The organism is Ensifer sp. ENS07, from assembly GCF_014852185.1.
Classification (GTDB): Bacteria; Pseudomonadota; Alphaproteobacteria; order Rhizobiales; family Rhizobiaceae; genus Ensifer; species Ensifer adhaerens.
The window spans coordinates 108069-128472 of record NZ_JACVBE010000011.1 but is presented as its reverse complement, the minus strand read 5'-3'; the positions used below and the strand labels follow the sequence as shown (position 1 = coordinate 128472).

17 protein-coding genes are annotated in these 20404 nt (G+C 62.6%); 9 read left to right on the top strand and 8 right to left on the bottom strand.

The window, feature by feature from the left end:
• Positions 1-5: 5 nt before the first annotated feature.
• The 4 genes from IB277_RS27120 (at position 6) to IB277_RS27105 (ending at position 4234) form a co-directional block, all read left to right on the top strand.
• A complete protein-coding gene (locus tag IB277_RS27120) occupies positions 6-1421 on the top strand; it encodes an aminotransferase (protein ID WP_113294098.1) in 1416 nt (471 codons plus the stop codon).
• Between the two features lie 12 nt (positions 1422-1433).
• Complete coding sequence (gene aguB / locus IB277_RS27115) at positions 1434-2309, top strand: N-carbamoylputrescine amidase (protein ID WP_060580756.1); 876 nt, start codon at positions 1434-1436, stop codon at positions 2307-2309.
• Positions 2310-2402: 93 nt separating this feature from the next.
• A complete protein-coding gene (locus tag IB277_RS27110) occupies positions 2403-3428 on the top strand; it encodes an agmatine/peptidylarginine deiminase (protein WP_210339672.1) in 1026 nt (341 codons plus the stop codon).
• 56 nt (positions 3429-3484) lie between these two features.
• Positions 3485-4234, top strand: a complete 750-nt coding sequence (locus IB277_RS27105) for a helix-turn-helix transcriptional regulator (protein ID WP_162744784.1) — start codon at positions 3485-3487, stop codon at positions 4232-4234.
• 95 nt (positions 4235-4329) lie between these two features.
• Here the strand turns inward: IB277_RS27105 and IB277_RS27100 are convergent, their stop codons facing one another.
• Both IB277_RS27100 and IB277_RS27095 read right to left on the bottom strand, forming a co-directional pair.
• Positions 4330-6039 carry an amidohydrolase gene (locus IB277_RS27100; RefSeq protein WP_192372060.1) on the bottom strand — a complete coding sequence of 570 codons (1710 nt, stop codon included), beginning with the start codon at positions 6037-6039 and terminating at the stop codon, positions 4330-4332.
• A gap of 137 nt (positions 6040-6176) precedes the next feature.
• Positions 6177-7679, bottom strand: coding sequence for an aldehyde dehydrogenase family protein (locus IB277_RS27095; RefSeq protein ID WP_113294100.1), 1503 nt, complete (start codon positions 7677-7679; stop codon positions 6177-6179).
• 141 nt (positions 7680-7820) lie between these two features.
• Between IB277_RS27095 and IB277_RS27090 the strand changes: the two genes are divergently transcribed.
• Both IB277_RS27090 and IB277_RS27085 read left to right on the top strand, forming a co-directional pair.
• Positions 7821-9050, top strand: coding sequence for a Zn-dependent hydrolase (locus IB277_RS27090; protein WP_113294101.1), 1230 nt, complete (start codon positions 7821-7823; stop codon positions 9048-9050).
• A gap of 240 nt (positions 9051-9290) precedes the next feature.
• Positions 9291-9716, top strand: coding sequence for a DUF4168 domain-containing protein (locus tag IB277_RS27085; protein WP_113294125.1), 426 nt, complete (start codon positions 9291-9293; stop codon positions 9714-9716).
• A gap of 211 nt (positions 9717-9927) precedes the next feature.
• Here the strand turns inward: IB277_RS27085 and IB277_RS27080 are convergent, their stop codons facing one another.
• Positions 9928-10524: a TetR/AcrR family transcriptional regulator gene (locus IB277_RS27080; RefSeq protein WP_034796298.1), complete on the bottom strand. Its 597-nt coding sequence runs from the start codon at positions 10522-10524 to the stop codon at positions 9928-9930.
• A gap of 103 nt (positions 10525-10627) precedes the next feature.
• Here IB277_RS27080 and IB277_RS27075 point away from each other — a divergent pair, with 103 nt between their 5' ends.
• From IB277_RS27075 to IB277_RS27065, 3 genes are all read left to right on the top strand, one after another.
• Positions 10628-11314: a PspA/IM30 family protein gene (locus IB277_RS27075; protein ID WP_192372059.1), complete on the top strand. Its 687-nt coding sequence runs from the start codon at positions 10628-10630 to the stop codon at positions 11312-11314.
• Positions 11315-11342: 28 nt separating this feature from the next.
• Positions 11343-11621, top strand: coding sequence for a YiaA/YiaB family inner membrane protein (locus tag IB277_RS27070; protein ID WP_113294103.1), 279 nt, complete (start codon positions 11343-11345; stop codon positions 11619-11621).
• A gap of 90 nt (positions 11622-11711) precedes the next feature.
• Entirely contained in the window at positions 11712-15110 is a 3399-nt protein-coding gene (locus tag IB277_RS27065; protein ID WP_192372058.1) for an acyl-[ACP]--phospholipid O-acyltransferase, read from the top strand.
• Positions 15111-15135: 25 nt separating this feature from the next.
• On the opposite strand, the gene IB277_RS27060 is transcribed toward IB277_RS27065, so the two are convergent.
• From IB277_RS27060 to IB277_RS27040, 5 genes are read right to left on the bottom strand one after another with little or no spacing between them, the layout of a single operon-like run.
• On the bottom strand, positions 15136-16158 hold the full coding sequence (locus tag IB277_RS27060) for a hypothetical protein (RefSeq protein ID WP_113294105.1): 1023 nt from the start codon (positions 16156-16158) through the stop codon (positions 15136-15138).
• A complete protein-coding gene (locus tag IB277_RS27055) occupies positions 16155-17261 on the bottom strand; it encodes a GNAT family N-acetyltransferase (protein WP_113294106.1) in 1107 nt (368 codons plus the stop codon). Before IB277_RS27055 ends, IB277_RS27060 begins: the two co-directional genes overlap by 4 nt.
• Positions 17254-18453, bottom strand: a complete 1200-nt coding sequence (locus tag IB277_RS27050) for a hypothetical protein (RefSeq protein ID WP_192372057.1) — start codon at positions 18451-18453, stop codon at positions 17254-17256. The genes IB277_RS27055 and IB277_RS27050 overlap by 8 nt, the downstream gene beginning before the upstream one ends.
• Positions 18450-19337 (bottom strand): ThiF family adenylyltransferase, encoded by an 888-nt coding sequence (locus IB277_RS27045; protein WP_192372056.1) that lies wholly within the window; start codon positions 19335-19337, stop codon positions 18450-18452. Before IB277_RS27045 ends, IB277_RS27050 begins: the two co-directional genes overlap by 4 nt.
• Entirely contained in the window at positions 19334-20278 is a 945-nt protein-coding gene (locus IB277_RS27040; protein WP_192372055.1) for a hypothetical protein, read from the bottom strand. The genes IB277_RS27045 and IB277_RS27040 overlap by 4 nt, the downstream gene beginning before the upstream one ends.
• Positions 20279-20404: the final 126 nt, after the last annotated feature.

Here is a 20404-nt window from a genome sequence, read left to right as displayed (position 1 = left end):
AGAAAATGACCATCGTTCAATCCGTTGCAGCCGTCGGCTCCGATCGGCCGAACAACCGCTCGGCCTTCGAGAAGGACCGGGATCACGTCCTGCATCCCTATACCGATTTTTCGACCTTTGCTGCGACAGGCAGCCAGATCATCGAGAAGGCCGAGGGCGCCTATGTCGTTGACAACACCGGGCGACGGCTGCTCGACGGGATTGCCGGCCTTTGGTGCGTCAACATCGGCCACGGCCGGCGCGAGATGGCCGATGCAATTGCCGCCCAGGTGCTCGACATGGACTACTACAATCCCTTCGGGGCATCGGGCAACGTGCCCGCAGCCGAGCTTGGCGCGCGGCTCGCGGAGCTTTCGCCCGGCAGCCTCAACCATGTCTACTACACCTGCGGCGGCTCGACGGCGAACGACGCGGCGATCCGCATCGTGCATTACTACTTCGCAATGCGCGGCAAGCCCGGCAAGCGCAAGATCATCTCGCGCAACAACGGCTATCATGGTGCAACCTACGTGGCGGCCGCGCTGACCGGCATTCACGGCACCAAATACGGCTTTGCTCAGGTCGGTGAGGATTTCATCCACCACATCTCAGCTGCCGACTGCTACGCCCGCCCGGAAGGCATGTCCGAGGAGGCCTATTGCGACCTCCTGGTGCGGGAATTCGAGATGCGGATCGAGCAGCTCGGACCGCAGAACGTCGCAGCCTTCATCGCCGAGCCGATCATGGGGGCGGGGGGCGTTCTGGTGGCGCCGAAGGGCTACCACGGCCGCATGCAGGCGGTCTGCCGCCGCAACGATATCCTCTACATCGCCGACGAGGTGGTGACCGGCTTCGGCCGTCTCGGGGAATGGTTCGCGTCCGACGCCATCTATCAGACGCAGCCGGACATCCTGGTTTCGGCCAAGGGCATCACCTCAGGTTACATCCCGCTCGGCGCGACGCTGATTTCCGACGAAATCTACGACGTCATCAGCCGTCCGCAGTGCGAAGGCGGCGTCTTTTCGATGGGGCTCACCTACTTCGGCCACCCGGTCGCCTGTGCCGCAGCGCTCGCCAATATTGACATCATGGAGCGGGAGCGCCTGCTGCCGCACGCGGCAAAGACCGGCGCCTACCTGCAGCGTCAGGCAAAGGCGCTGCTTGCCCACGACATCGTTGGGGACGTGCGCGGCGCCGGGCTGATGCTCGGCATCGATCTTGTGGCCGACAAGGCGACGAAGGCGCCGCTGCCTGCCCACGAAAAAGCGAGCGAAACGATCTTCCAGGGCTGCGTTTCCCGCGGCGTCATCGTTCGTCCGGTCGGCAATCGGCTCATCGTGTCGCCACCTTTGATCGTCACCGAAGCCGAATGCGACGCGATCGTTTCCGCGCTTTCAGAATCGATCGCCGCTTTCATGGCATCTCGCCGCGGCGCCGCTTGAGGAGCATTCGACATGAGCGAAGTCACGGTCGCAGCGACGCAGATGGCCTGCAGCTGGAACATCGACGAGAATATCGAAAAGGCCGAGGAACTGGTGCGGCTTGCCCATGAGGATGGTGCTCAGATCATCCTTTTGCAGGAGCTGTTCCAGACACCCTATTTCTGCCTGGAGCAGACGATCCACCACCTCGATCTGGCGGCTAGCCTCGGCGAGGACCGTGCGGTCAGGCATTTCCGGACAATTGCGAAGGAGCTCGGCGTGGTTCTGCCGATCTCCTACTATGAGAAGGCGGGACCGGCGCAGTACAACTCGCTCGCGATCATCGATGCCGATGGCGAGATCCTCTGGAACTACCGCAAGTCCCATATCCCGCAGGCGCCGGGCTATGAGGAGAAGTTCTATTTCAGCCCCGGCGATACCGGCTTTCGGGCTGTCGATACGAAATACGCACGGATCGGCTGCGGCATCTGCTGGGACCAGTGGTTTCCCGAGACCGCCCGTGCGCTCGCCTTGCAAGGGGCGGAACTTCTGTTCTTCCCGACGGCGATCGGCAGCGAACAGAACGTCGAGATCGACAGTTCCGGCCACTGGCGTCGCACGATGCAGGGCCATGCCGCCGCCAACATGATCCCGGTGATCGCCTCCAACCGGGTCGGAAGCGAGGCGGCCGGCGGCAACGAGGCGCTGTTTTACGGTACGTCCTTCATTGCCGACCAGACCGGGGCGATCGTTGCCGAGGCGAGCCGCACCGACGAGACCTATCTGACGGCGCGCTTCGATCTTGATGCGGTCCGCTCCTTCCGGCGCAGCTGGGGCATCTACCGCGACCGCCGGCCGGATCTCTACGGCGCAATCCGCACGCTCGATGGCCAGACGACGATCGGCTGACTTTATTTTCGCAAACAATCAACGATGTAAAAGCCGAATCCTGGCGCTGCCGCTGTCGCAGGCATCGGGACCGGTTAGGAAGGGTATGAAATCATGAAGAACCAGACACCTCGCGAAGCCGGGTTTCGCATGCCGGCCGAATGGGAGCCGCATCGCCGCACTTGGATGATGTGGCCGTGCCGCCATGAGGTCTGGGACGATATCGTCGCGACCCGCCGCGACTATGCGGCGGTCGCCCACGCGATCCGCGAATTCGAGCCGGTGACGATGGCTGCGCGGCCGGAGGATATGGCCGAGGCGCGCGCCATCCTCGACCCGTCGATCGATCTCGTCGAGGCAGACATCGATGACAGCTGGGCGCGCGATGCCGGTCCCTGCTTCCTGACGGCTAAGGACGGCCGGCGCGCCGGAGCGCGCTTCACTTTCAACGCCTGGGGCGGCAAGTATCATCCGTTCAAGGGCGATGCCGCCTTTTCCGGGGTCGTGCTGGAGAAGGCTGGCGTTGCCGGTTTCGTGTCGAACCTGATCGCCGAAGGTGGCGGTGTCAGCGTCGACGGCGAGGGGACGATCATCACCACCGAAACCTGCTTCCCGAACCGCAATCGCAATCCCGGCTGGAGCCGCGACGACATCGAGCGTGAGCTTCTCGACATGCTCGGCGGTGAAAAGGTGATCTGGCTGCCTGGCAATCCGATCGAGGACGAGACCGATGGTCATGTGGATGGCATTGCCGTCTTCGTCGCGCCGGGCGTGGTCTTGATGGAAAGTCCTGGTGAAGGGGGTAGCGAGGAGGAGGAAGAGTGGAACCACTACATCCGCCTGAACCTGGAAGCGATGCAGGGCCAGACAGACGCCAAGGGGCGGCCGATCCGCATCGTTACCATTCCGGAAGCCGTCGATGCGCCGTCGGATCACCCGAAATTCTGCCGCTCCTACGTCAATTCCTACCTCGTCAACGGCGGGGTGATCATGCCGTGTTACGGGATCGAATCCGATACGGTCGTAAGGCAGATGTTCCGTTCGTTGTTTCCGGACAGGCGCGTGCGCGAGGTTCGCATTGATGCCATTGCCATCGGTGGCGGCGGCATCCATTGCATTACTCAGCAGGAACCGCTTTGATCGTCGAAGGGAACTTGACGACAAGGCGGGGAATGGCGGGATTTCCGTTCGAACAGATGACACTGATAGGCGAGGCCGTGGCTGCAATCGGCAGCCCGGCCTTTCCCGATGCGCTCAGGCAACTCTGCCTCGACGTCTATGGGTTCGACAGCCTGTTCGTTTCGGTCTTTTCCGCCGACCAGCCGCCGCTGCAGCTCTATAGCGATCTCGATCCCGAGGCGACCCGCCGCACCGTCGGCCCCTATCTCAGCTTCGCCTATCTGCTGGATCCGTTCTACGGCGTCTATCGAAGCGATCCCGGCGACCGGGTGGTGAGCCTCGACGACTGTGCCCCGGACGATTTTCGCGAGAGCGAATACTACCGCATGTTCTATGCCGAAACCGGGCTCTACGACGAAATCGTCATGCTGGTCGCAAGCACCGAAGGCACCGCGATCGCGCTTTCGCTCGGCCAGCGGACGGAGGACTGCCGTCCCGGGCCGCAGGCCCGCGCCCATCTTGACGGCCTGTTGCCGGTCGTCTCGGAGCTTTGCCGCAAGCACTGGCCGCAACCGGTGTCAGGATCGGCTGCAAGCGAGCCCGCGGCCGATATGGTCTTTGCCACACTGTCGCAGTTGAAGGTGAGCACGCGCGAGGGAGAGATCATCCGGCTCATGCTGAAGGGGCATTCGACCAAGAGCATTGCGCGTATTCTGGGCAACAGCCCGGAGACGGTGAAGGTTCACCGCAAGCGCATCTATTCCAAGCTCAAGATCTCCTCGCAGGGCGAACTGTTCTCGCTCCTGCTCGGAGGTGCCGGCGGGTAAGGACGCCGCGTTCACGCAGGACTCGCGCAAGGCGGGGCCCAGCAATTATGGTCATAGCGCCGTGCGCTCACTTGAACGCACGGCGTTTTTCGCGATCAGTTGCCGGAGAAGAGGCCTTCCGCGTCATAGACAGGCTCACCCTGCAAAAGCGTCGCTTCGACGGCGGCCTTGCCGATTTCCTTGACTGGGATCTCGAAGATATTCTTGTCGATAACGACGAGGTCCGCAAACTTTCCGGGCTCGATCGTGCCTGTCTTGTCGTCCTGGTTGAGCAGCTTCGCCGGGTTGATCGTCATCCATTTGACCGCCGTTTCGACATCCGGTGCGCCGTCCTTCTTGCGCTGAAGGGCGGTCTGGATCTTTACGAGCGGCGAAAGCTCGTCGGCATCGAAATCGCTGCTCATGACAACCGTGGCGCCCGTCTTCTCGATGCTTCCGGCCGGCATCATATGGTCGGCTCGATCGCCGATGAACTTACGGATGAAGGCGTCATATTCCTGGCTGAGCGAGCTCGGCGCGAGCTGGAAATCGGCAACGACGCCCTCATCCTTGAAGCGGCCGTAATCGGCTTTGTCCAGCAGGTAGATATGCGTGAGCCGATGCGGGCCTGGCTCCGGGTCGGACTGCGCGATGGCGTCGAGCGCCAGGCGCGCACCGCGGTCGCCGGTCACGTGATAGTGCAGCTTGAAGCCCTTTTCAGAAAGCACCTTGGAGTAGCGGTCGAGCGTCTCTTCGTCGAAATAGAGGAAGCCACTGTCGAAGCCGTGATCGATACCCGGTCCCTTGTTATAGGGTGCAAGCAGGGCGCCGGTGCGCTGCTCGAGTATGCCGTCCACATAGATCTTCACCTGATTGAATTTCAAAAGTCGGTTCGGATCGTTGCTGTAGTAGCTGGCTAGCTTTTCCACCTGCGCGTCGAACGGCAGGTCGGGATAGACGTAGAGCGCGTTGGCGGCTCTCAGCGTCAGCGTGTCGTTCTTCTCTGCCATCTCCCAGGCCTTCAGGTGCCCCTGAGGCCAGAAACCGCCGGCGTCGCTGACGGTGGTGATGCCGTTCTCGGCCATCGTCTTCAGCGTCGGGAGCATGCTTTCATAGGCAAACTTGACGTTCTCAGGCGTATCCGGAAAGGCGAGGTTGCGCAGCTTCTGCTGGGCGTTTTCAAGCACGATCCCGTTCGGAGCGCCAGTCTTCTGGTCACGCAGGATGATACCGCCCGGCGGGTTGCCGTTGATCTTGTCGTAACCGGCAGCCTCAAGCGCAACGCTGTTTGCCCAGGCGCCGTGGCCGATGTCGTCAAGGATCAGGATCGGCCTGTCCATCGAAATCTCGTCCAGCACGCCGACGGGGTCGTCGGTTTCGTCGAGCAGGTTGGTCATGCTGACGCCCGAGCCGACAACCCATTCGTTGTCGCTCTGCTTGATGCAATCGCGAACGGTGTCCTTGGTCTCCTCAAGAGAGGCGAAGGCTTCAAACTCGCAGAGGCTGGCGTTGACCCCGGCCTCGATCAAATGCACGTGGGCATCCTGGAAGCCGGGCAGGAGCATCCGGCCGCCGAGCTTGACGACGTGGGCGTCCGCTCCGGCTTTCTCAAGCACACGCGCCTCGTCGCCGACGGCAAGGATCACCCCGTCGTCGTCGATTGCCACTGCCTCGGCCAATGGGGCGGCGGGGTTCATGGTGCGGACCTTGGCGTCGGTGATGACGAGCGTCTCGGCGGCGGCGCCGACAGCGCCGCTGCAAAGTGCCGAAGCTGCGAGAAGCAGGCCGGTCAGCGACTGCAGCGTTCTCCTGGTGTTTGGGGCCATGGGGTTCGTACCTTTCCTGTCGAATGTTCTAAATATCACGCCCCTCACATCAATGCAGATGAACTCTCCGGTAATCGATGCTGAGGGCGTTTGGTGCCGACAGCCACGTGTCGTGTGCCGTCGGCTGTCGCCGGCGCTCAGTCGAGCGTCACCCAGACGGATTTGGACTGGGTGTTGTCGAGGAGCGCCTGCAGACATTTGTCGCGGCCGTGGCCGGAGAGTTTCCAACCGCCCCAGGGCTGGCTCATGTCGCCGTTCATGTAACCGTTGATCCAGACCATGCCGCATTCGAGGTCGCGGGCGATGCGATGGGCCTTGCCGAGGCTGGACGTCCAGACGCCGGCAGCCAGGCCATAGGGGCTGTCGTTGGCGATCCTGACGGCGTCCTCTGCTCCGTTGTGGGCAATGATCGCGCCGACCGGCCCGAAGATTTCTTCCCGCGCTATCGTCATGCGGCTGTCGACGCCGGCAAAGAGGGTCGGCGCGACGAAACATGTAGCGTCCGGGCAGCAATCGCTGGGGTCACCACCAATGACCGGCATCGCGCCTTCCTTGCGCGCGCCGTCGATGTAGTCGAGCACGCGGCCCTGATGGGCCTTGTTGACGAGCGGCCCCATCGTTGTCGTCGGGTCGAGAGGATCGCCTGGCCGATACTTCCGGGAAGCATGTGCTGCGAGGAGCTCACAGAATTCGTCGTGAATGCCGCGCTCCACCAGGATGCGGGAGCCGGCCGAGCAGACTTCTCCCTGATTGCCGAACAGGCCGTCGGCGACCTTCGCGGCAACAGTCGACAGGTCCTCGACATCGGCAAGCACGATTTGCGGCGACTTGCCGCCGAGCTCGGCCGAAACCGCCTTGAGGTTCGTATCCGCGGCGTAACGATACATCTGCCGGCCGATCGCCGTCGAACCGGTGAAGGCGATCTTTTCCACCTGCATGGAGCGCGCCAGTGCCTGGCCGGCGACTGCGCCGCGTCCCGGCACGACGTTGAGAACGCCGCCTGGGCCACCCGCCTCCAGAAACAGGCGACCGAGCAGGAGCGCGCTCAAGGATGTGTCTTCGGCCGGCTTCAAGACCACGCAGTTGCCGGCGGCAAGCGCCGGGGCGATCTTCCAGACGGCCATCATCAGCGGATAGTTCCACGGCGTGATGCAGCCGACGACGCCGAGCGGTTGGCGCAGGATGTAGTGCAGCGCGTCCGGATTGGTGACCGGTGCGGAGCCTGCGATCTTGTCGATGCTCTCGGCCATGTAGCGCATGGTCAGCACCGCGCCGGGCACGTCGATCGCACACATTTCGGCGATCGGCTTGCCCATCTCCATCGTGTCGAGCACCGCCAGGATGTCACGGTTCTCGGCGATCAGTTCGGAAAGCCGGATGAGGATGTCTGTCCGACGCCGGAGCGGCATGCGCGACCAGACACCCTGTCGAAACCGCTTGGCCGCGATATCGCAGGCTGCCTCGATGTCGGCGGCGTTGCCGCAGGCGACATTGGCGACGAGAGCGCCGGTTGCGGGGTTGATCGACGCCAGCGTTTCATCGCCTGCGGCGGCGCGAAACTGCCCGTCGATCAAAAGTCGCGTCTCGGGGCGCAGTGCGTCCGCAATGCGGTGCCATCGTCTGTCCGGTGTCGTGTCCATGACCTGCCTCCACGGTTGACCTTGGCATGCGTTGTAGCGAGCGGGGGAGAACTGGGCACAGTCCCCCTCATGGGTGACTGGCGCTCCCTCCAATAGCCACGGACCTTGGTGAGCGACGAATACATGCGTGCGGAGGACAAGATGAGAAGCAGGATCGACGGGGATCGTTTGTGGGCTCGATTGATGGCGATGGCCGAAGTCGGCGCAACGGCGGAAGGGGGCTCGTGCCGGCAGGCGCTCTTGGATGCGGATGAAGCCGGCCGCGCCCTGTTTCTTGGCTGGTGTGGGGCGCGTGGATACGGCATCCGCAAAGACCGGATCGGCAATCTCTTCATTCGCCGTCCCGGTCTCAATCCCGAAGCGTTACCGGTCCTGATCGGCAGTCATCTCGACACCCAGCCGACCGGCGGACGCTTCGACGGCGTGCTTGGGGTGCTTGCCGGGCTTGAAGTTTTGGAGGCGCTGGACGATGCGGCGGCGGAAACCGTCAGGCCGATCGATCTCTGTGTCTGGACCAATGAGGAAGGCTGCCGCTTCCAGCCGGCGATGATGGGTTCGGGCGTTGCCTGCGGCGTGCTGGACCTGGAAAAGGCCCTGTCGGCGCGTGATGGCGCCGGGATCGCGGTGGCCGACGAGATCGCCCGGCATGGCTACGATTGCGAGGTTGTACCCGGCCTACCTGAGGCGGATTGTTACATCGAGCTTCATATCGAGCAGGGCCCGATCCTGGAAGCGGAGGCAAAGACCATCGGCGTCGTCACCGGCGGCCAGGGTATCCGCTGGTACGAGATATCGGTTCGCGGCGAGGAAACCCATGCCGGCCCGGTGCCGATGGCGCTGCGCAAAGACCCGGTACCGGTGCTCATGCATGTGATCGAGCTCGTGCAGGCGATCGGCGGGGTCGACGAGAATGCGCGCTGCACGATCGGCCGGATCGATCTGTCCCCCGGTACGATCAACGTCGTTCCCGGGCATGCAGACATGACGGTCGATCTGCGGCATCCCGACGAAGCCGTGCTCGACAGGATGCACCAACGGCTGATGGACGGGCTGGAGACACTTCGCCAGCGCCATGGCGCGATCGATGTTCAGGGGCGTCTGACCTGGCACTCACCGGTGATCGTTTTCGATCGCGACTTGATCGCGGCCGTCAGAGCAAGCGCAAGAGAGCGCCAACTCTCCCATCGCGACATCGTTTCCGGCGCCGGCCACGACGCGTTCAATCTGGCGCGCCGGGTCCCGACCACGATGATCTTCGTGCCCTGCCGCGACGGGATTAGTCACAATCCGCGCGAATACGCGTCACCCGGCGATGTCACCGCCGGCGCGAACGTACTCCTCGACGTCACTCTGGATCGTGCGTCGGCGTGATGGGTAGGGAAAAAGTAGTCGGCCCAGGACCGGGAGAGAGTGCCGTTCTTGATAGGACCGGACCCGTCGGGTGAGCCGTAAAGCTGCCGTGGAATGGTCAGCAAATGGCCCCGATACGGCCGCATCGAGCCCATTCCAGCGTTCCATCGTCGCGGCGCATTCGGTATCCGGCCGACCTTAGGGGCGATTGAAAGTCAGTATCGCTCCTGATCACGTCATGCGCATCAGAGAGGAATGAATATGATCACCGGTTACAAACCCGTCGCGTCGCTCGCGGCGGCAGTCTTTAGCTTCATGGTCGTCAGTCCCGCATCCGCCCTTGAGATCGCTCAGGCCGAAACGACCCAGCCGACGCAGGGCCAAACTGGCAGCAAGGGTCCCGACGCTGCGATCAGCGACCAGAAAATCGAGGCCTTCGCGGTTGCCTATCTTCAGGTCGACAAGGTCAGGCAGGAATATTCCGCCAAGATAGAAGCAACGTCGGATGCAACGGCGAAGAAGGACCTGGAGACCGAAGCCAGCAAGAAAATGGTCGAGGCCGTCCAAGCCTCACCGGCCATTTCGATCGAAGAGTATTCGGCAATCCTTACAGCTGCACAGAGCGATCCGGCAGTCGCCAAGAAGGTTCAGGCAAAACTCCAAGACACCGCTCCGGCACAGCAATAGCCGGGCTCGGACGCAACCAGTTGGACAGCGACAAATGGGTAGCCCGCACCAGGTGCGGGCTACCCGCTACGAAATGGACCTTCACCGATCTGCCGGGCCACTTCAATATCGCCTGGTTAGCCTCTTCCGCTTTCCTGTTGTCCTTTGACGACCACCTAAGCCCCAGTTCGCGATCTCTCGCGCTGAAACCCGCAATCCGGCAATGAGCGCGTCAGTTCGGTCGCCTGGCAAGAAGTCCGGCGAGTGCTGTAATCTCGCGCTCGAGCACTTCGGGCGTTATTCCGATGAACCGTCCTTCCAGGCTGAGAGAGATTACCCCATGAACGGCCGCGAAGAACGTGCGGGCACGAACTGCCACGTCCTCCTGAGCAGCCTCCGGAAACTGCTGCGCAAGCGGTGCTGCGATGAGACCGATCAGAAAGCCGTGTTCGGCAAGATGCCACTCGGGGACCGGGGCACCCTCGGGCATTCTGTGTTCAAATAGCGCCGACCATAGATTTCGCTCTGCGAGCGCAAAACGGAGATAGGCGAGCGACAGGCTCAGGAAGGCCTCCTGAACATCTGCCGCCGGTTGGACCGCAGCGTTGAGGGCGGCTTCCAGGCGCTTCAATGTACCCGAGTTGATATGCAGGATCAGTCCGTCGAGATCATCGAAGACGGTGTAGAGCCCGCCGAGTGCTGCACCTGCACGCTCGGCTATATCGCGGGCGCGCAGGTTCTTTAATCCTTGCTCCCGGATCAGCTCCGTGCCGGCGGCAATAAGCCTCGATCTCAGATCTTCCTTCTTCGCTTCACGCTTTCCGGCCACTGGCCACCTCATTTTGTTGAACGATGTTCATTTTCAATATTGAACAACGTTCATTTTTGTGAGAGAACATTATTGAACATTGTTCATACATGGAGGTGAGGAGATGTTCAAACAAATCGTAACGCTCTTGCGCGGTCGCGCTCATATGGCGGAGGAGGCCTTCGCCGATCGGCATGCGCTGCCCATTCTTGCTCAGCAGATACGCGACGCTGCCCGCGGTGTCGAAAGCGCGCGACGGGCCGTCGCTTTGGCCATAGCGCAAAATCGCCTGGAAAAGGAAAACGCCGAGAGGCTTTCCGCTCACATCGAGGAGCTCGAAATCCGCGCCATTGCAGCCCTTGAAAAGGGGCGAGAGGATCTGGCCGCGGAAGCCGCAGCCTCGATCGCGCGGCTGGAAACCGAACTGCAGAATGCGCGCCAGGTTCAGGCGGAATTTGCAGACGGAATAGATCGGCTGAGGCAAGCGGTGCGGCAGAGCGAAACGCGCCTGGAGGCGCTGCGCCGCGGCGAACGCCTGGCCGCCGCACGTGACCGGACGCAGCGCCTTTCCAAAGAGGTGCCCGGCAATGATCTCGCGACACTCAGCGACGCCGAGGCAACGCTCACGCGGCTCGAAACGCTTCAGCGCGAGGCCGAATTGACCGCCGAGGCGCTGATCGAGCTGGAAGAGCGGCCGGATCCGGCAGCACTTGCGCAGAAACTGGCTGCGGCCGGTTGCGGACGCCCTCTCGTGACAAGCGCCGACGACGTGCTCGAGCGCTTGCGCGCCAAGATGAACCTTACGCTTTAGAACCTCTGTTTCTCAAAGGACAACGACGATGAACGACAGCCTGATGAAACACTCCCCGGCCTGGACCTCCTTCTCTTATGTTAGCTTCGGGGTGGCCGCTTTCATGGTGGTGATTGGCCTTTACATGATGCCGATCGACCTCTGGGGTAAAGGGTACCTGGCCATGGGCATCCTGATGCTGTTGCAGACAACCGTGAACGTCACCAAGACGCTGCGCGACAATCTGGAGGCAGAAAAGCTCATCCGCAGGATCGATGATGCCAAGACCGAGAAATTGCTGCTCGGCATTAAGGCCGACGAAGTCTAACCGCTCATCAGCCTTGTCGCCATGGCGAACAACCTGTGGACGAGTGCGTAACTATTTTCATCTAGAACGCTCAAAAAAGGGAGACGTTCCGTGAAAACCAATCTCATGACATCCCGGCGCTTTGCGCCGCTCTTCTGGACGCAGTTTCTATCCGCGTTCAACGACAATTTTCTTAAGAATACGCTCGTCTTCCTCATCCTCGCAACCGTGGCGGCCGATGATGCGGGATCGCTGGTCACGCTGGCCGGCGCCGTCTTCATGGCGCCGTTCCTAGTCTTTTCCGCACTCGGCGGTGAACTCGCCGACAAGTTCGACAAGGCGATCGTTGCCGAGCGACTGAAGCGCTGGGAGCTTGCTGCCGCAGGCGTTGCGGTTGTCGGGATCGCATTCTCCTCCATCGCGGTGCTGCTGGTTGCGCTCTTCCTGTTCGGCGCCATCTCCGCGCTCTTCGGGCCGGTCAAATACGGTATCCTTCCCGACCACCTGGAGCGCAAGGAACTACCGCGCGCCAACGCCTGGATCGAGGGTGCGACGTTCATCGCCATTCTCAGCGGCACTGTCATCGCAGGGATTGCCGCAGCCGACGGCGTCAATCCCTGGCTGTTTGGTCCCATGATGCTCGGCCTGGCGCTCGCCTGCTGGCTTTCGAGCCGCTACATTCCGCGTCTTGGCGCCAAGGCGCCGGACCTTGTCGTCGATCGCAACGTCTTGCGCTCCACCGGCCGGCTCGTTGCTTCGCTGCGCGGCGACAGGCGGCTTTGGCGCACGGCGCTGATGGCCGCCTGGTTCTGGCTGGCAGGCGCTATCGTGCTGTCGCTGCTGCCGCCGATGGTGAAGAACCATCTCGGCGGCGACGAAACCGCAATTACCGCCTATCTCGCTGTCTTTGCCGTGGCCATCGGTGTCGGCTCCGCAATCGCGGCCTGGATGTCTGCGGGCCGTATCGTGCTGCTGCCGGCACCAGCCGGCACGCTGATCATGGCGCTCTTCGGCCTCGATCTCGCCTGGTGCGTGGGGCATGCCGGTGCGGTCGCCCCGACGGAGACGCTCCCTGCCTTCTTCGCCGGTCCCTACACGGTACGGATCGCCATCGATCTTGCCGGCATGGCGATTGCCGGGGCATTCCTCGCCGTACCGACGCTCGCAGCGCTTCAGGCCTGGGCGCAAGAGGACCAGCGTTCGCGCGTCATCGGTGCGTCGAACGTGCTGTCTGCAGCCTTCATCACCGTTGGCGGCGGCCTTGTCGCGATCCTGCAGGCATTTGGCATGTCGACACCGGTGCTCTTTGCTGGCCTTGCCCTTGCCAATGCCGTTGCGGCCTGGGTTATGCTGCGCACGCTGCCGACCAACGCATTCCGCGATTTCGTCTCCATCCTCTTCCGCGCCTTCCTGCGGCTGGAAGTCGAAGGCCTCGACAATCTGAAGAAGGCCGGTCGCGCACCGATCATTGCGCTCAACCATGTGTCCTTCCTCGATGGTGCGCTGGCGCTGGCACTCACCGAGGAGGAACCGACTTTCGCGGTCGACTACACGATCGCCAAGGCCTGGTGGGTCAGGCCGTTCCTGAAGATGTGCAACTTCCTGCCTCTGGATCCGTCAAAGCCAATGGCAACGCGCACGCTCATCAAGACCGTCAACAATGGTGAGCCGTTGGTGATCTTCCCTGAGGGCCGCATCACGGTAACCGGTGCGCTGATGAAGGTCTATGACGGCGCCGCGATGGTGGCCGACAAGACCGGCTCCATGGTCGTGCCGGTGCGTATCGATGGGCTGGAGAAGAGCTACTTCTCACGCCTCAGTTCCATGCACGTTCGCCGTCGCCTGTTCCCGAAGGTGAAGGTCACCATTCTGGAGCCGGTTCGCCTGTCCGTTCCGGAAGAACTGAAGGGCCGCAAGCGCCGCATGGCCGCGGGTGCTGCGCTCTACCAGGTCATGTCGATGCTGATGTTCCGCACCACCGACACGGACACCACCGTGATCGAGAAGGTAATCAAGACGGCCAGGGAGCGCGGGTTCAACAGGCTCGCCGTGCAGGACCCGGTCACCGGTTCGCTCACCTATGGCAAGCTATTGACCGGTGCGGCCGTGCTCGGCGCGAAGTTCCAGTCGCTCTTCCCGAACGAAAAGGCGCTTGGCGTTCTCCTGCCCAACGCCAACGGTGCGGTTGCCACCATCCTCGGCGTGATGTCCGCCGGTAAGGTACCGGCCATGCTCAACTTCACCGCCGGTGCAGCCAACATCATCTCGGCCTGCAAGGCAGCCGAGGTCCGTCATGTGCTGACGTCGCGTGCCTTCGTCGCCCAGGCGAAACTCGGGCCCGTCGTCGAGGAATTGGCGAAGACGGTGGAGATCGTCTGGCTCGATGATCTGCGCCAGACGATCGGTCTTGCCGACAAGCTGCGTGGTCTTTTGCGAAAGGGGCGGCCGCTCGTCCGGCGCACGGCCGACGAACCGGCGGTCATTCTCTACACTTCGGGATCCGAGGGAACGCCGAAGGGCGTGGTGCTGACACACCGCAACATCCTCTCCAACGCGGCCCAGGCTGCTTCGCGCATCGATTTCCACTCGGGCGACAAGGTGTTCAACATCCTGCCGGTGTTCCATTCCTTCGGTCTCACGGCCGGAACGGTCCTGCCGCTCATCTCCGGCGTGCCGGTCTATTTCTATCCGTCACCGCTGCACTACCGGATCATCCCGGAGTTGATCTATGCGTCCAACGCGACGATCATCTTTGGGACCGACACCTTCCTGAACGGCTATGCACGAACGGCGCACCCCTATGACTTCCGCTCGATCCGATACTGCTTCGCCGGCGCCGAGCCGGTCCGGGCAGCCACCCGTGCGCTCTACATGGAAAAGTTCGGCGTCCGCATCCTCGAAGGCTATGGTGTGACCGAGGCCGCGCCGGTGATCGCGCTGAACACACCGATGTTCAACAAGGCCGGCAGCGTCGGCAAGATCATGCCGGGCATGGAGTACAGGCTCGATGCCGTGCCGGGTGTCACAGAGGGCGGACGGCTCTTCATCCGCGGCGCCAACGTCATGGCCGGATATCTTCGCGTGGAAGCGCCCGGCGTGATCGAACCGACACCCGACGGCTGGCATGACACCGGCGACATCGTCACGGTTGATGAAGATGGCTTCATCGACATCCGCGGGCGGGCCAAACGGTTCGCCAAGGTCGGCGGCGAGATGGTTTCGCTCGGCGCCGTGGAGGCGCTGGCGGGCGAGATGTGGCCCGGCCAGTTGACGGTCGTCGTGTCGCTGCCTGATCCCAAGAAAGGTGAGCGCCTGGTCATGCTCACCGACGCTCCGGGTGCGACACGCGCCGCCTTCCTCCGCTTCGCCAAAGACAAGGGTGCCATGGACATGATGGTTCCCTCCGAGGTGAGGGTAGGTGCCGTACCGGTGCTCGGTACCGGCAAGGTGGACTTCGTCAGCGCCCAGAGGCTTCTCGCCGAGACGGCAAAGGCCGAGAACGCCGCCTGAGGATGTCGAAAAGGAAGCCGGCCCTTCAGGCCGGCTTCCCGTCCAGCACGAGATCGCCTGCCGGAAGGCGATACTTCGGAACCGTCGACGGTGCCGGCCCAACGCGCAGCACGTTGATCAGCCGGTGTCCGGGTGGCAGCGCGAAGCGCTCTCGCAACGCCTGCGCCGCGGATGGCAGGTCGGCAAGCACCGCCATCGGCCAACCGGCAAAACCAAAGCGGGTGAAGCTCAGCCAGAAACGGTAGAAGGCTTGTCCGGAGACGATCGGGCTCTCATTCTCCGGCCGGTGAAACAGGAGACAGGCGGCTGCCGTCATCGTCTTTTCCAACTCCGCGACGAGAGCTTGGCCAAGCCCCAGGCGGTCGGCAATGTCGAAAAGCGGTGAGGCCAGAAGATGTCCCGCCAGTACACCTTCCAGTCGTCCCGTCTGCAAGGCCGCGAGGTTGAGGCCGTCAGTGGAATAGGCCGGATGCCGGGGTGACAGTCGCATCCATCTTACGAGTTCATCGCGGAATGCGCGTTCTCGCATGATTGCGAGGCTTGACCGGTCGTTGAGCGACGCAACGAAGGCAAGGTCCTCGCGGCCGTAGGCAAGCCTCACATCGACCGCCTGAGCGGCCCAGTGCTCGAGCCTCTTAATCTGCTCAGGGGAGGTTGGCGAGAAACGCGCCCGCCATGTGAAGCGCCTGGCGGTCCACTCAGAAAGCGCCGGCGGCACCGCGTCCTCGCCGGTAAGCTGTAGCCGTGCGGCCAACCGATAGCCGGGTCTCCAATCGAGTAGATTGTGCGTCCAGAGATCATCGATCGTCACACCGATCCCGCGGGCTGCGAGCGCCATCGCCATGCCCTCAAGTGCCGCCCCACAGGAAAGCCCCATATCGCGGCTGGTCGGATCGCCGACGCTCAGATGCCGGGAGAGGTCGGCGGCAAGCAGGACGCGTCCCTCCTCGTCGAGCGCCCAGCGCGCGGGCTGGGTGTTGTGGACGGAAGGGGCGAGGTTGGCCTCCGCCGCGAGAACGGCGAGCATGGCGGCATCAACGCGTTTCATAGCGTCTTTCCGAAGAGATGCAGGCGATGAAGCGGCCTTGCGCCCGCCTTCTCCGCCTGTCTCAGGCTCGCCGCGTTGACGTCTGCAATCCAGGTGCCACCGGCGGTGTCATAGCCGGCACGGCGCATCTCGCCCAGCACATGGGCAAGCAGCAGCGGGTTGAGCCCGCGTCCCTGGTGTTCCGGCTTCACACCCTGGAATATGATCACGGCGCGGCGGCGCTTCAGGCGATGCTTGAGCAGGTGCCAGGGCGCAGTCAGCCCCAGCCGTGAGCCCATCGCCTTCAGCATCGGATTGACATCAGGAATGGCGATCACCGCGCCGGCAGGCGTGCCGTCCTTTTCCGCGACCGCCGAAATGCGTGGATCCATGATCCACTTCATCTCCTTGGACTGAAACTCGAACTCCGCACGGCTGACGGGCACGAACATCGGATTGTCTGCGAAGCTCTCGTTGAGGATCAATCGGGAGTCTTCCAGCCTTTGTTCGAGCGTCGATCGCCGGATTGGCGAAAAGCGGAAACCGTCGTCGAAAAGAGCGCGCATCTGCGCGCTGTCAAGCAATCCGTCGATCTCCACGGTGCGAATGTCGATTTCGAAAGTGGTCATCGGGAAACAGGGCGCATAGCCCCGGTTTTCCAACAAGCGAGGCAGATAAGGCGGTCCCCAGATCTGGTCGGTATAGGGCGCGTTCTCGAAACCACCGGTCATGACGCCCACCTGCTGCATGGCCGTCAGGTTGAAGTTTCCAAGGATCTCCCGAAAGCCCTTCGCGCGCGCCCAATCCTCTGCTCGCTCCAGGAGGGCGGCTGCGACCCGTTCATCGTCGGCACAGTCGAAGTAACCGAAATAGCCGCGATCAAGTGCGAACTGCGCGTTCGATGCGCGATGCACATGCGCCGTTATGCGCCCGCGCACGGCACCACCCTCATGGGCCGTGAAGCAGGCATAGTCGGCAGCCGTGTCGAAGAGTGGATTCGTCTCGGCGGAAAGGAAGCGCTTGAGGTCGCTCAGCATCGGCGAGACATAGGGTTTCCGCGCACCGTAGATCTGAAAGGGCGCTGAGAAGAAGGCGTCGATATCGCCGGTACGGATATCAATCATGAAGCGGGTCTCTTTCGGAGATCAGCATGGCCATGCGCTGGACGACCTTCAATTCGGTTTCTGCACCCGGCGTGGCGGAGACGGAAGGCATGTTGAGCGCAATCAGTCGGAACGGCCGGTTGGACACAAGCATGACGTGGGTTGCCTCGTATTTTTCAAGCAGCCAGGACATCTGCTCCGCATCCTCTTGAGGAAGGCCTCCCGTCTCGGCAGTGCGCAGCAGTGGGCGGGTCGCAAACAGCGCCTTGACTGCGGGCAAGTCGAGGTCGGAGAGTTCGTCCTCGCCAAGCAGAAGTGCGCCGTCGACCAATGGATGGTTCTGCAGCTCCTCGAGAAAGCCCAGCGTGTCGTCGATGCTGTCCTCCGCCAGATGCCGGATCAGGCTTTGCCGCCGTTGCTCCATGCGCAGGCTGATGCTGTCCTTCCAGATCACGCCGAGCAGGGCGGCACTGAGGATGACGCTTGCCGCTCGCACCAGCGCGGCTGGTTCGAGGCTGTTTTCGACGCCGATGACGAGGGCTGCAAGGAGCGCAACGGAAAGCAGGATGACGAAGGAGACCACCGTGTCACGGTGCCCGACGGCGCGCTGGCCAAGGCTGATCAGCAGCCAGCACAGGAACAGGATGGCGACCCCGCCGAGCCGCACTGGCTGGTCGATGTAGACGGAGCGAAAGTCCGTCACGAGCAGCGGAAGGATCAAAAGCAGCGAGAGAGCAATGCGGTCGACGGCCTGGTTTTCCGCCTTCGACAGGCTCGTCCGATCGCGCGTCACTGTCATGTGACCGGCAAGGGCGAAGGTGACCAGTTGGTAGAGGAACAGCAGTGCGACCCGCCAGGGTTCGGCGAGCGATACCGGCAGGAATGCGAGGACGAAGAAGGTGGCCGCGCCGCCGGCCGCGATCCACTTCGTGGTTCTCGGCGCGTGTCGCCGCAACAGGCCCTCGGCAAGCAGAACGGTCGAGAGCGGGACGAGCCCCGCGGTTATGATCGTCGCGGCCTTGAAGATGAAAAGGTCCGTCCACCAGGCGAGCACCCGGCTCGCCATCAAGGCCGCCAGCACCTGCAGACCGAAGAGGAACCGACGGTTCAACGGGCTCTTGGCGTCGAAACTGCGGATCACCCCGATGAGCACGAGCAGACCACCCAGTGCCGCCAGCGAAACGAAACTATCGGCAATAAGCGAGGTGTTCATGGCGTCGCCGGAGCTGCAAGTCGGGTCAGGTAGCGCCTTACCAGCGGTCGCAGCAGTGCCGCAACGAGCGCATTGCGGGGTCGCTCGACGCGTCCGGCATGCGGGTTGAAGAACCAGCCGCGGCAATCGGCGGACTGTGGGCGGCCGAGGATTGCATGGATCGCCTCATAGGCCATCAATGTGCCCGTGGAGATCACCATCGGCGCGAAAGACATGCGGCTGCGGGTGCCGGCGATCACTTCACCGGCGAGCGACAGGTCGACATGGTGACGGGACGACGAATGCACCATCACATATTCCGCCTCGCGCAGGAACGCCTCGGCCCGCTGGTCCGGCGTCAACGCGTTCCAGGCGGTGCCGACAGTCGGATAGCCGAGCCGCTCCTCGGGCATCAAATCCTGCGGGCGTGTCACATAGACGGAGGGCAGCGGCGAGGCGTAGGCGTCGATCACCGTCTGGCCGTGATCTCGCGACGTGCGATAGAGCAGCAGGCTGGCGCCGAGATCGTCCGTTCCGTTGATGACGACATCGGCTGCGGCAATGATCGCATCGGCATGGTTGGTCCATTCGGGCCCGTAGACGGTCACGTCCAGGCCGGGATTGATCTTGAGGCAAAGCTCGCGGGTTGCCTGCGCCTTCGGCATGCCGATCGTGTCGGCGAAGCAGAAGACCTGCCGGTTGAGGTTCGAAAGCTCGAAATCATCGATATCGGCAAGAACCAGGCGACCAATCCCGGCGCGCGCGAGCGACTGGATACAGGCGCCACCCATGCCGCCGGTTCCACAGACGAAAACGGTCGCCTGGCTCAGGCGCCGTTGTTCCGCTTCGGTGACGAAGCCGATGTTGCGTGTGGTGAAGGTCTCGTAGGAAAATTGGCTGCTCATCGGCTGGGCCTCAGCACGCCCCACTGCCGGCGGCTGTCGGCCCAATGCAACGCGGGCAGCACGAGCCTTTGCACGAGGATGACAATACTTGCAACGGCAAGGCGGCCAAGCGCGTTGCGCGGCACGCTTTCCATGAGGTAGCGCTGAGCCGCATTGAGATCCAACTGTCCGATTTGCAGGAAGTCGTCACCGCGATCGTAGTCGAGTTCGGCGGCGCAGAAGTCGTTATACTCCGCCTTGCGGTGCTTCGGGGCCGCCTCGAACGTCTTCTTCAGGTTGTCGGAACCGCCGGTATAGGCATTAGTGATGACGAAACGATCGGCATCGAAGCCGGCGTCAGCGCCGACCCCGAAGACATGGCGATGTGATTCCATGATGGCTGTGGCGATCAGTTGCTGGCGCAGCGATCTGCGTGCGCCACGGGTGGGCGCGGGAAAGACGCCGCTGAAGGTCTCGGCCACCATGCCGGCAACGGCCGGCACCTGGGTGACATTCGAAATCCAGAGCGGGCGAAGCTGGTTGCGCAAAAAGAGAAGGAAACAGGTGAGGCCGTAGAGGATCCAGGAAAGCCCCTGGCTGCGAACCGCCGGGTCGATCATCACGAGCCCCAGGTGGAGGACTTCGACCGGTTTGCCGGAAAGAGAGACCTGGAGGACAGGCAGCGCGTTGAAGGCAACCGGCTCACCGTCGGAAACCCGGTAGACGAGCGTGACGATCGTTCGGGTGAGCGCATCTTCACGCTCGGAGAAGATGCCGTAGCCGAGCTCCCCATCGGGAACCGACCGTTGCGCGACTTTTCGCAGGTCCTGCCTTAGCCTGGCGACCTCGCGCTCGTTCATCCATAGCCCGGGAGCTTCCACGATCCTTGCGCGGAAGTCTGGCGATGTCTTGAATGAAAGATCGAGGCGCTTCTTCAGAACGACCGATATCAGATTGTACAATGTCCCGTGTCCGCAGCTTCAATTCTGGGGTGGAGCTTCTGCAAGCTTCGGTCGCATCCTTGCGGAAGAGGACAAACATTTGGTTTAATTCCTGGAAGAGATGCGGGGGCGAGCGCAATCATGCTC

Excerpts from the sequence above, each read along its gene's own strand:
- IB277_RS27070 (WP_113294103.1), top strand. The coding sequence starts at position 11,343 with ATGAACGACAGCCTGATGAAACACTCCCCGGCCTGGACCTCCTTCTCT.
- aguB (WP_060580756.1), top strand. The coding sequence starts at position 1,434 with ATGAGCGAAGTCACGGTCGCAGCGACGCAGATGGCCTGCAGCTGGAAC.
- IB277_RS27075 (WP_192372059.1), top strand. The coding sequence starts at position 10,628 with ATGTTCAAACAAATCGTAACGCTCTTGCGCGGTCGCGCTCATATGGCG.
- IB277_RS27060 (WP_113294105.1), bottom strand. The coding sequence starts at position 16,158 with ATGAAACGCGTTGATGCCGCCATGCTCGCCGTTCTCGCGGCGGAGGCC.
- IB277_RS27120 (WP_113294098.1), top strand. The coding sequence starts at position 6 with ATGACCATCGTTCAATCCGTTGCAGCCGTCGGCTCCGATCGGCCGAAC.
- IB277_RS27055 (WP_113294106.1), bottom strand. The coding sequence starts at position 17,261 with ATGATTGATATCCGTACCGGCGATATCGACGCCTTCTTCTCAGCGCCC.
- IB277_RS27050 (WP_192372057.1), bottom strand. The coding sequence starts at position 18,453 with ATGAACACCTCGCTTATTGCCGATAGTTTCGTTTCGCTGGCGGCACTG.
- IB277_RS27045 (WP_192372056.1), bottom strand. The coding sequence starts at position 19,337 with ATGAGCAGCCAATTTTCCTACGAGACCTTCACCACACGCAACATCGGC.
- IB277_RS27085 (WP_113294125.1), top strand. The coding sequence starts at position 9,291 with ATGATCACCGGTTACAAACCCGTCGCGTCGCTCGCGGCGGCAGTCTTT.
- IB277_RS27100 (WP_192372060.1), bottom strand. The coding sequence starts at position 6,039 with ATGGCCCCAAACACCAGGAGAACGCTGCAGTCGCTGACCGGCCTGCTT.
- IB277_RS27090 (WP_113294101.1), top strand. The coding sequence starts at position 7,821 with ATGAGAAGCAGGATCGACGGGGATCGTTTGTGGGCTCGATTGATGGCG.
- IB277_RS27110 (WP_210339672.1), top strand. The coding sequence starts at position 2,403 with ATGAAGAACCAGACACCTCGCGAAGCCGGGTTTCGCATGCCGGCCGAA.
- IB277_RS27105 (WP_162744784.1), top strand. The coding sequence starts at position 3,485 with ATGACACTGATAGGCGAGGCCGTGGCTGCAATCGGCAGCCCGGCCTTT.
- IB277_RS27095 (WP_113294100.1), bottom strand. The coding sequence starts at position 7,679 with ATGGACACGACACCGGACAGACGATGGCACCGCATTGCGGACGCACTG.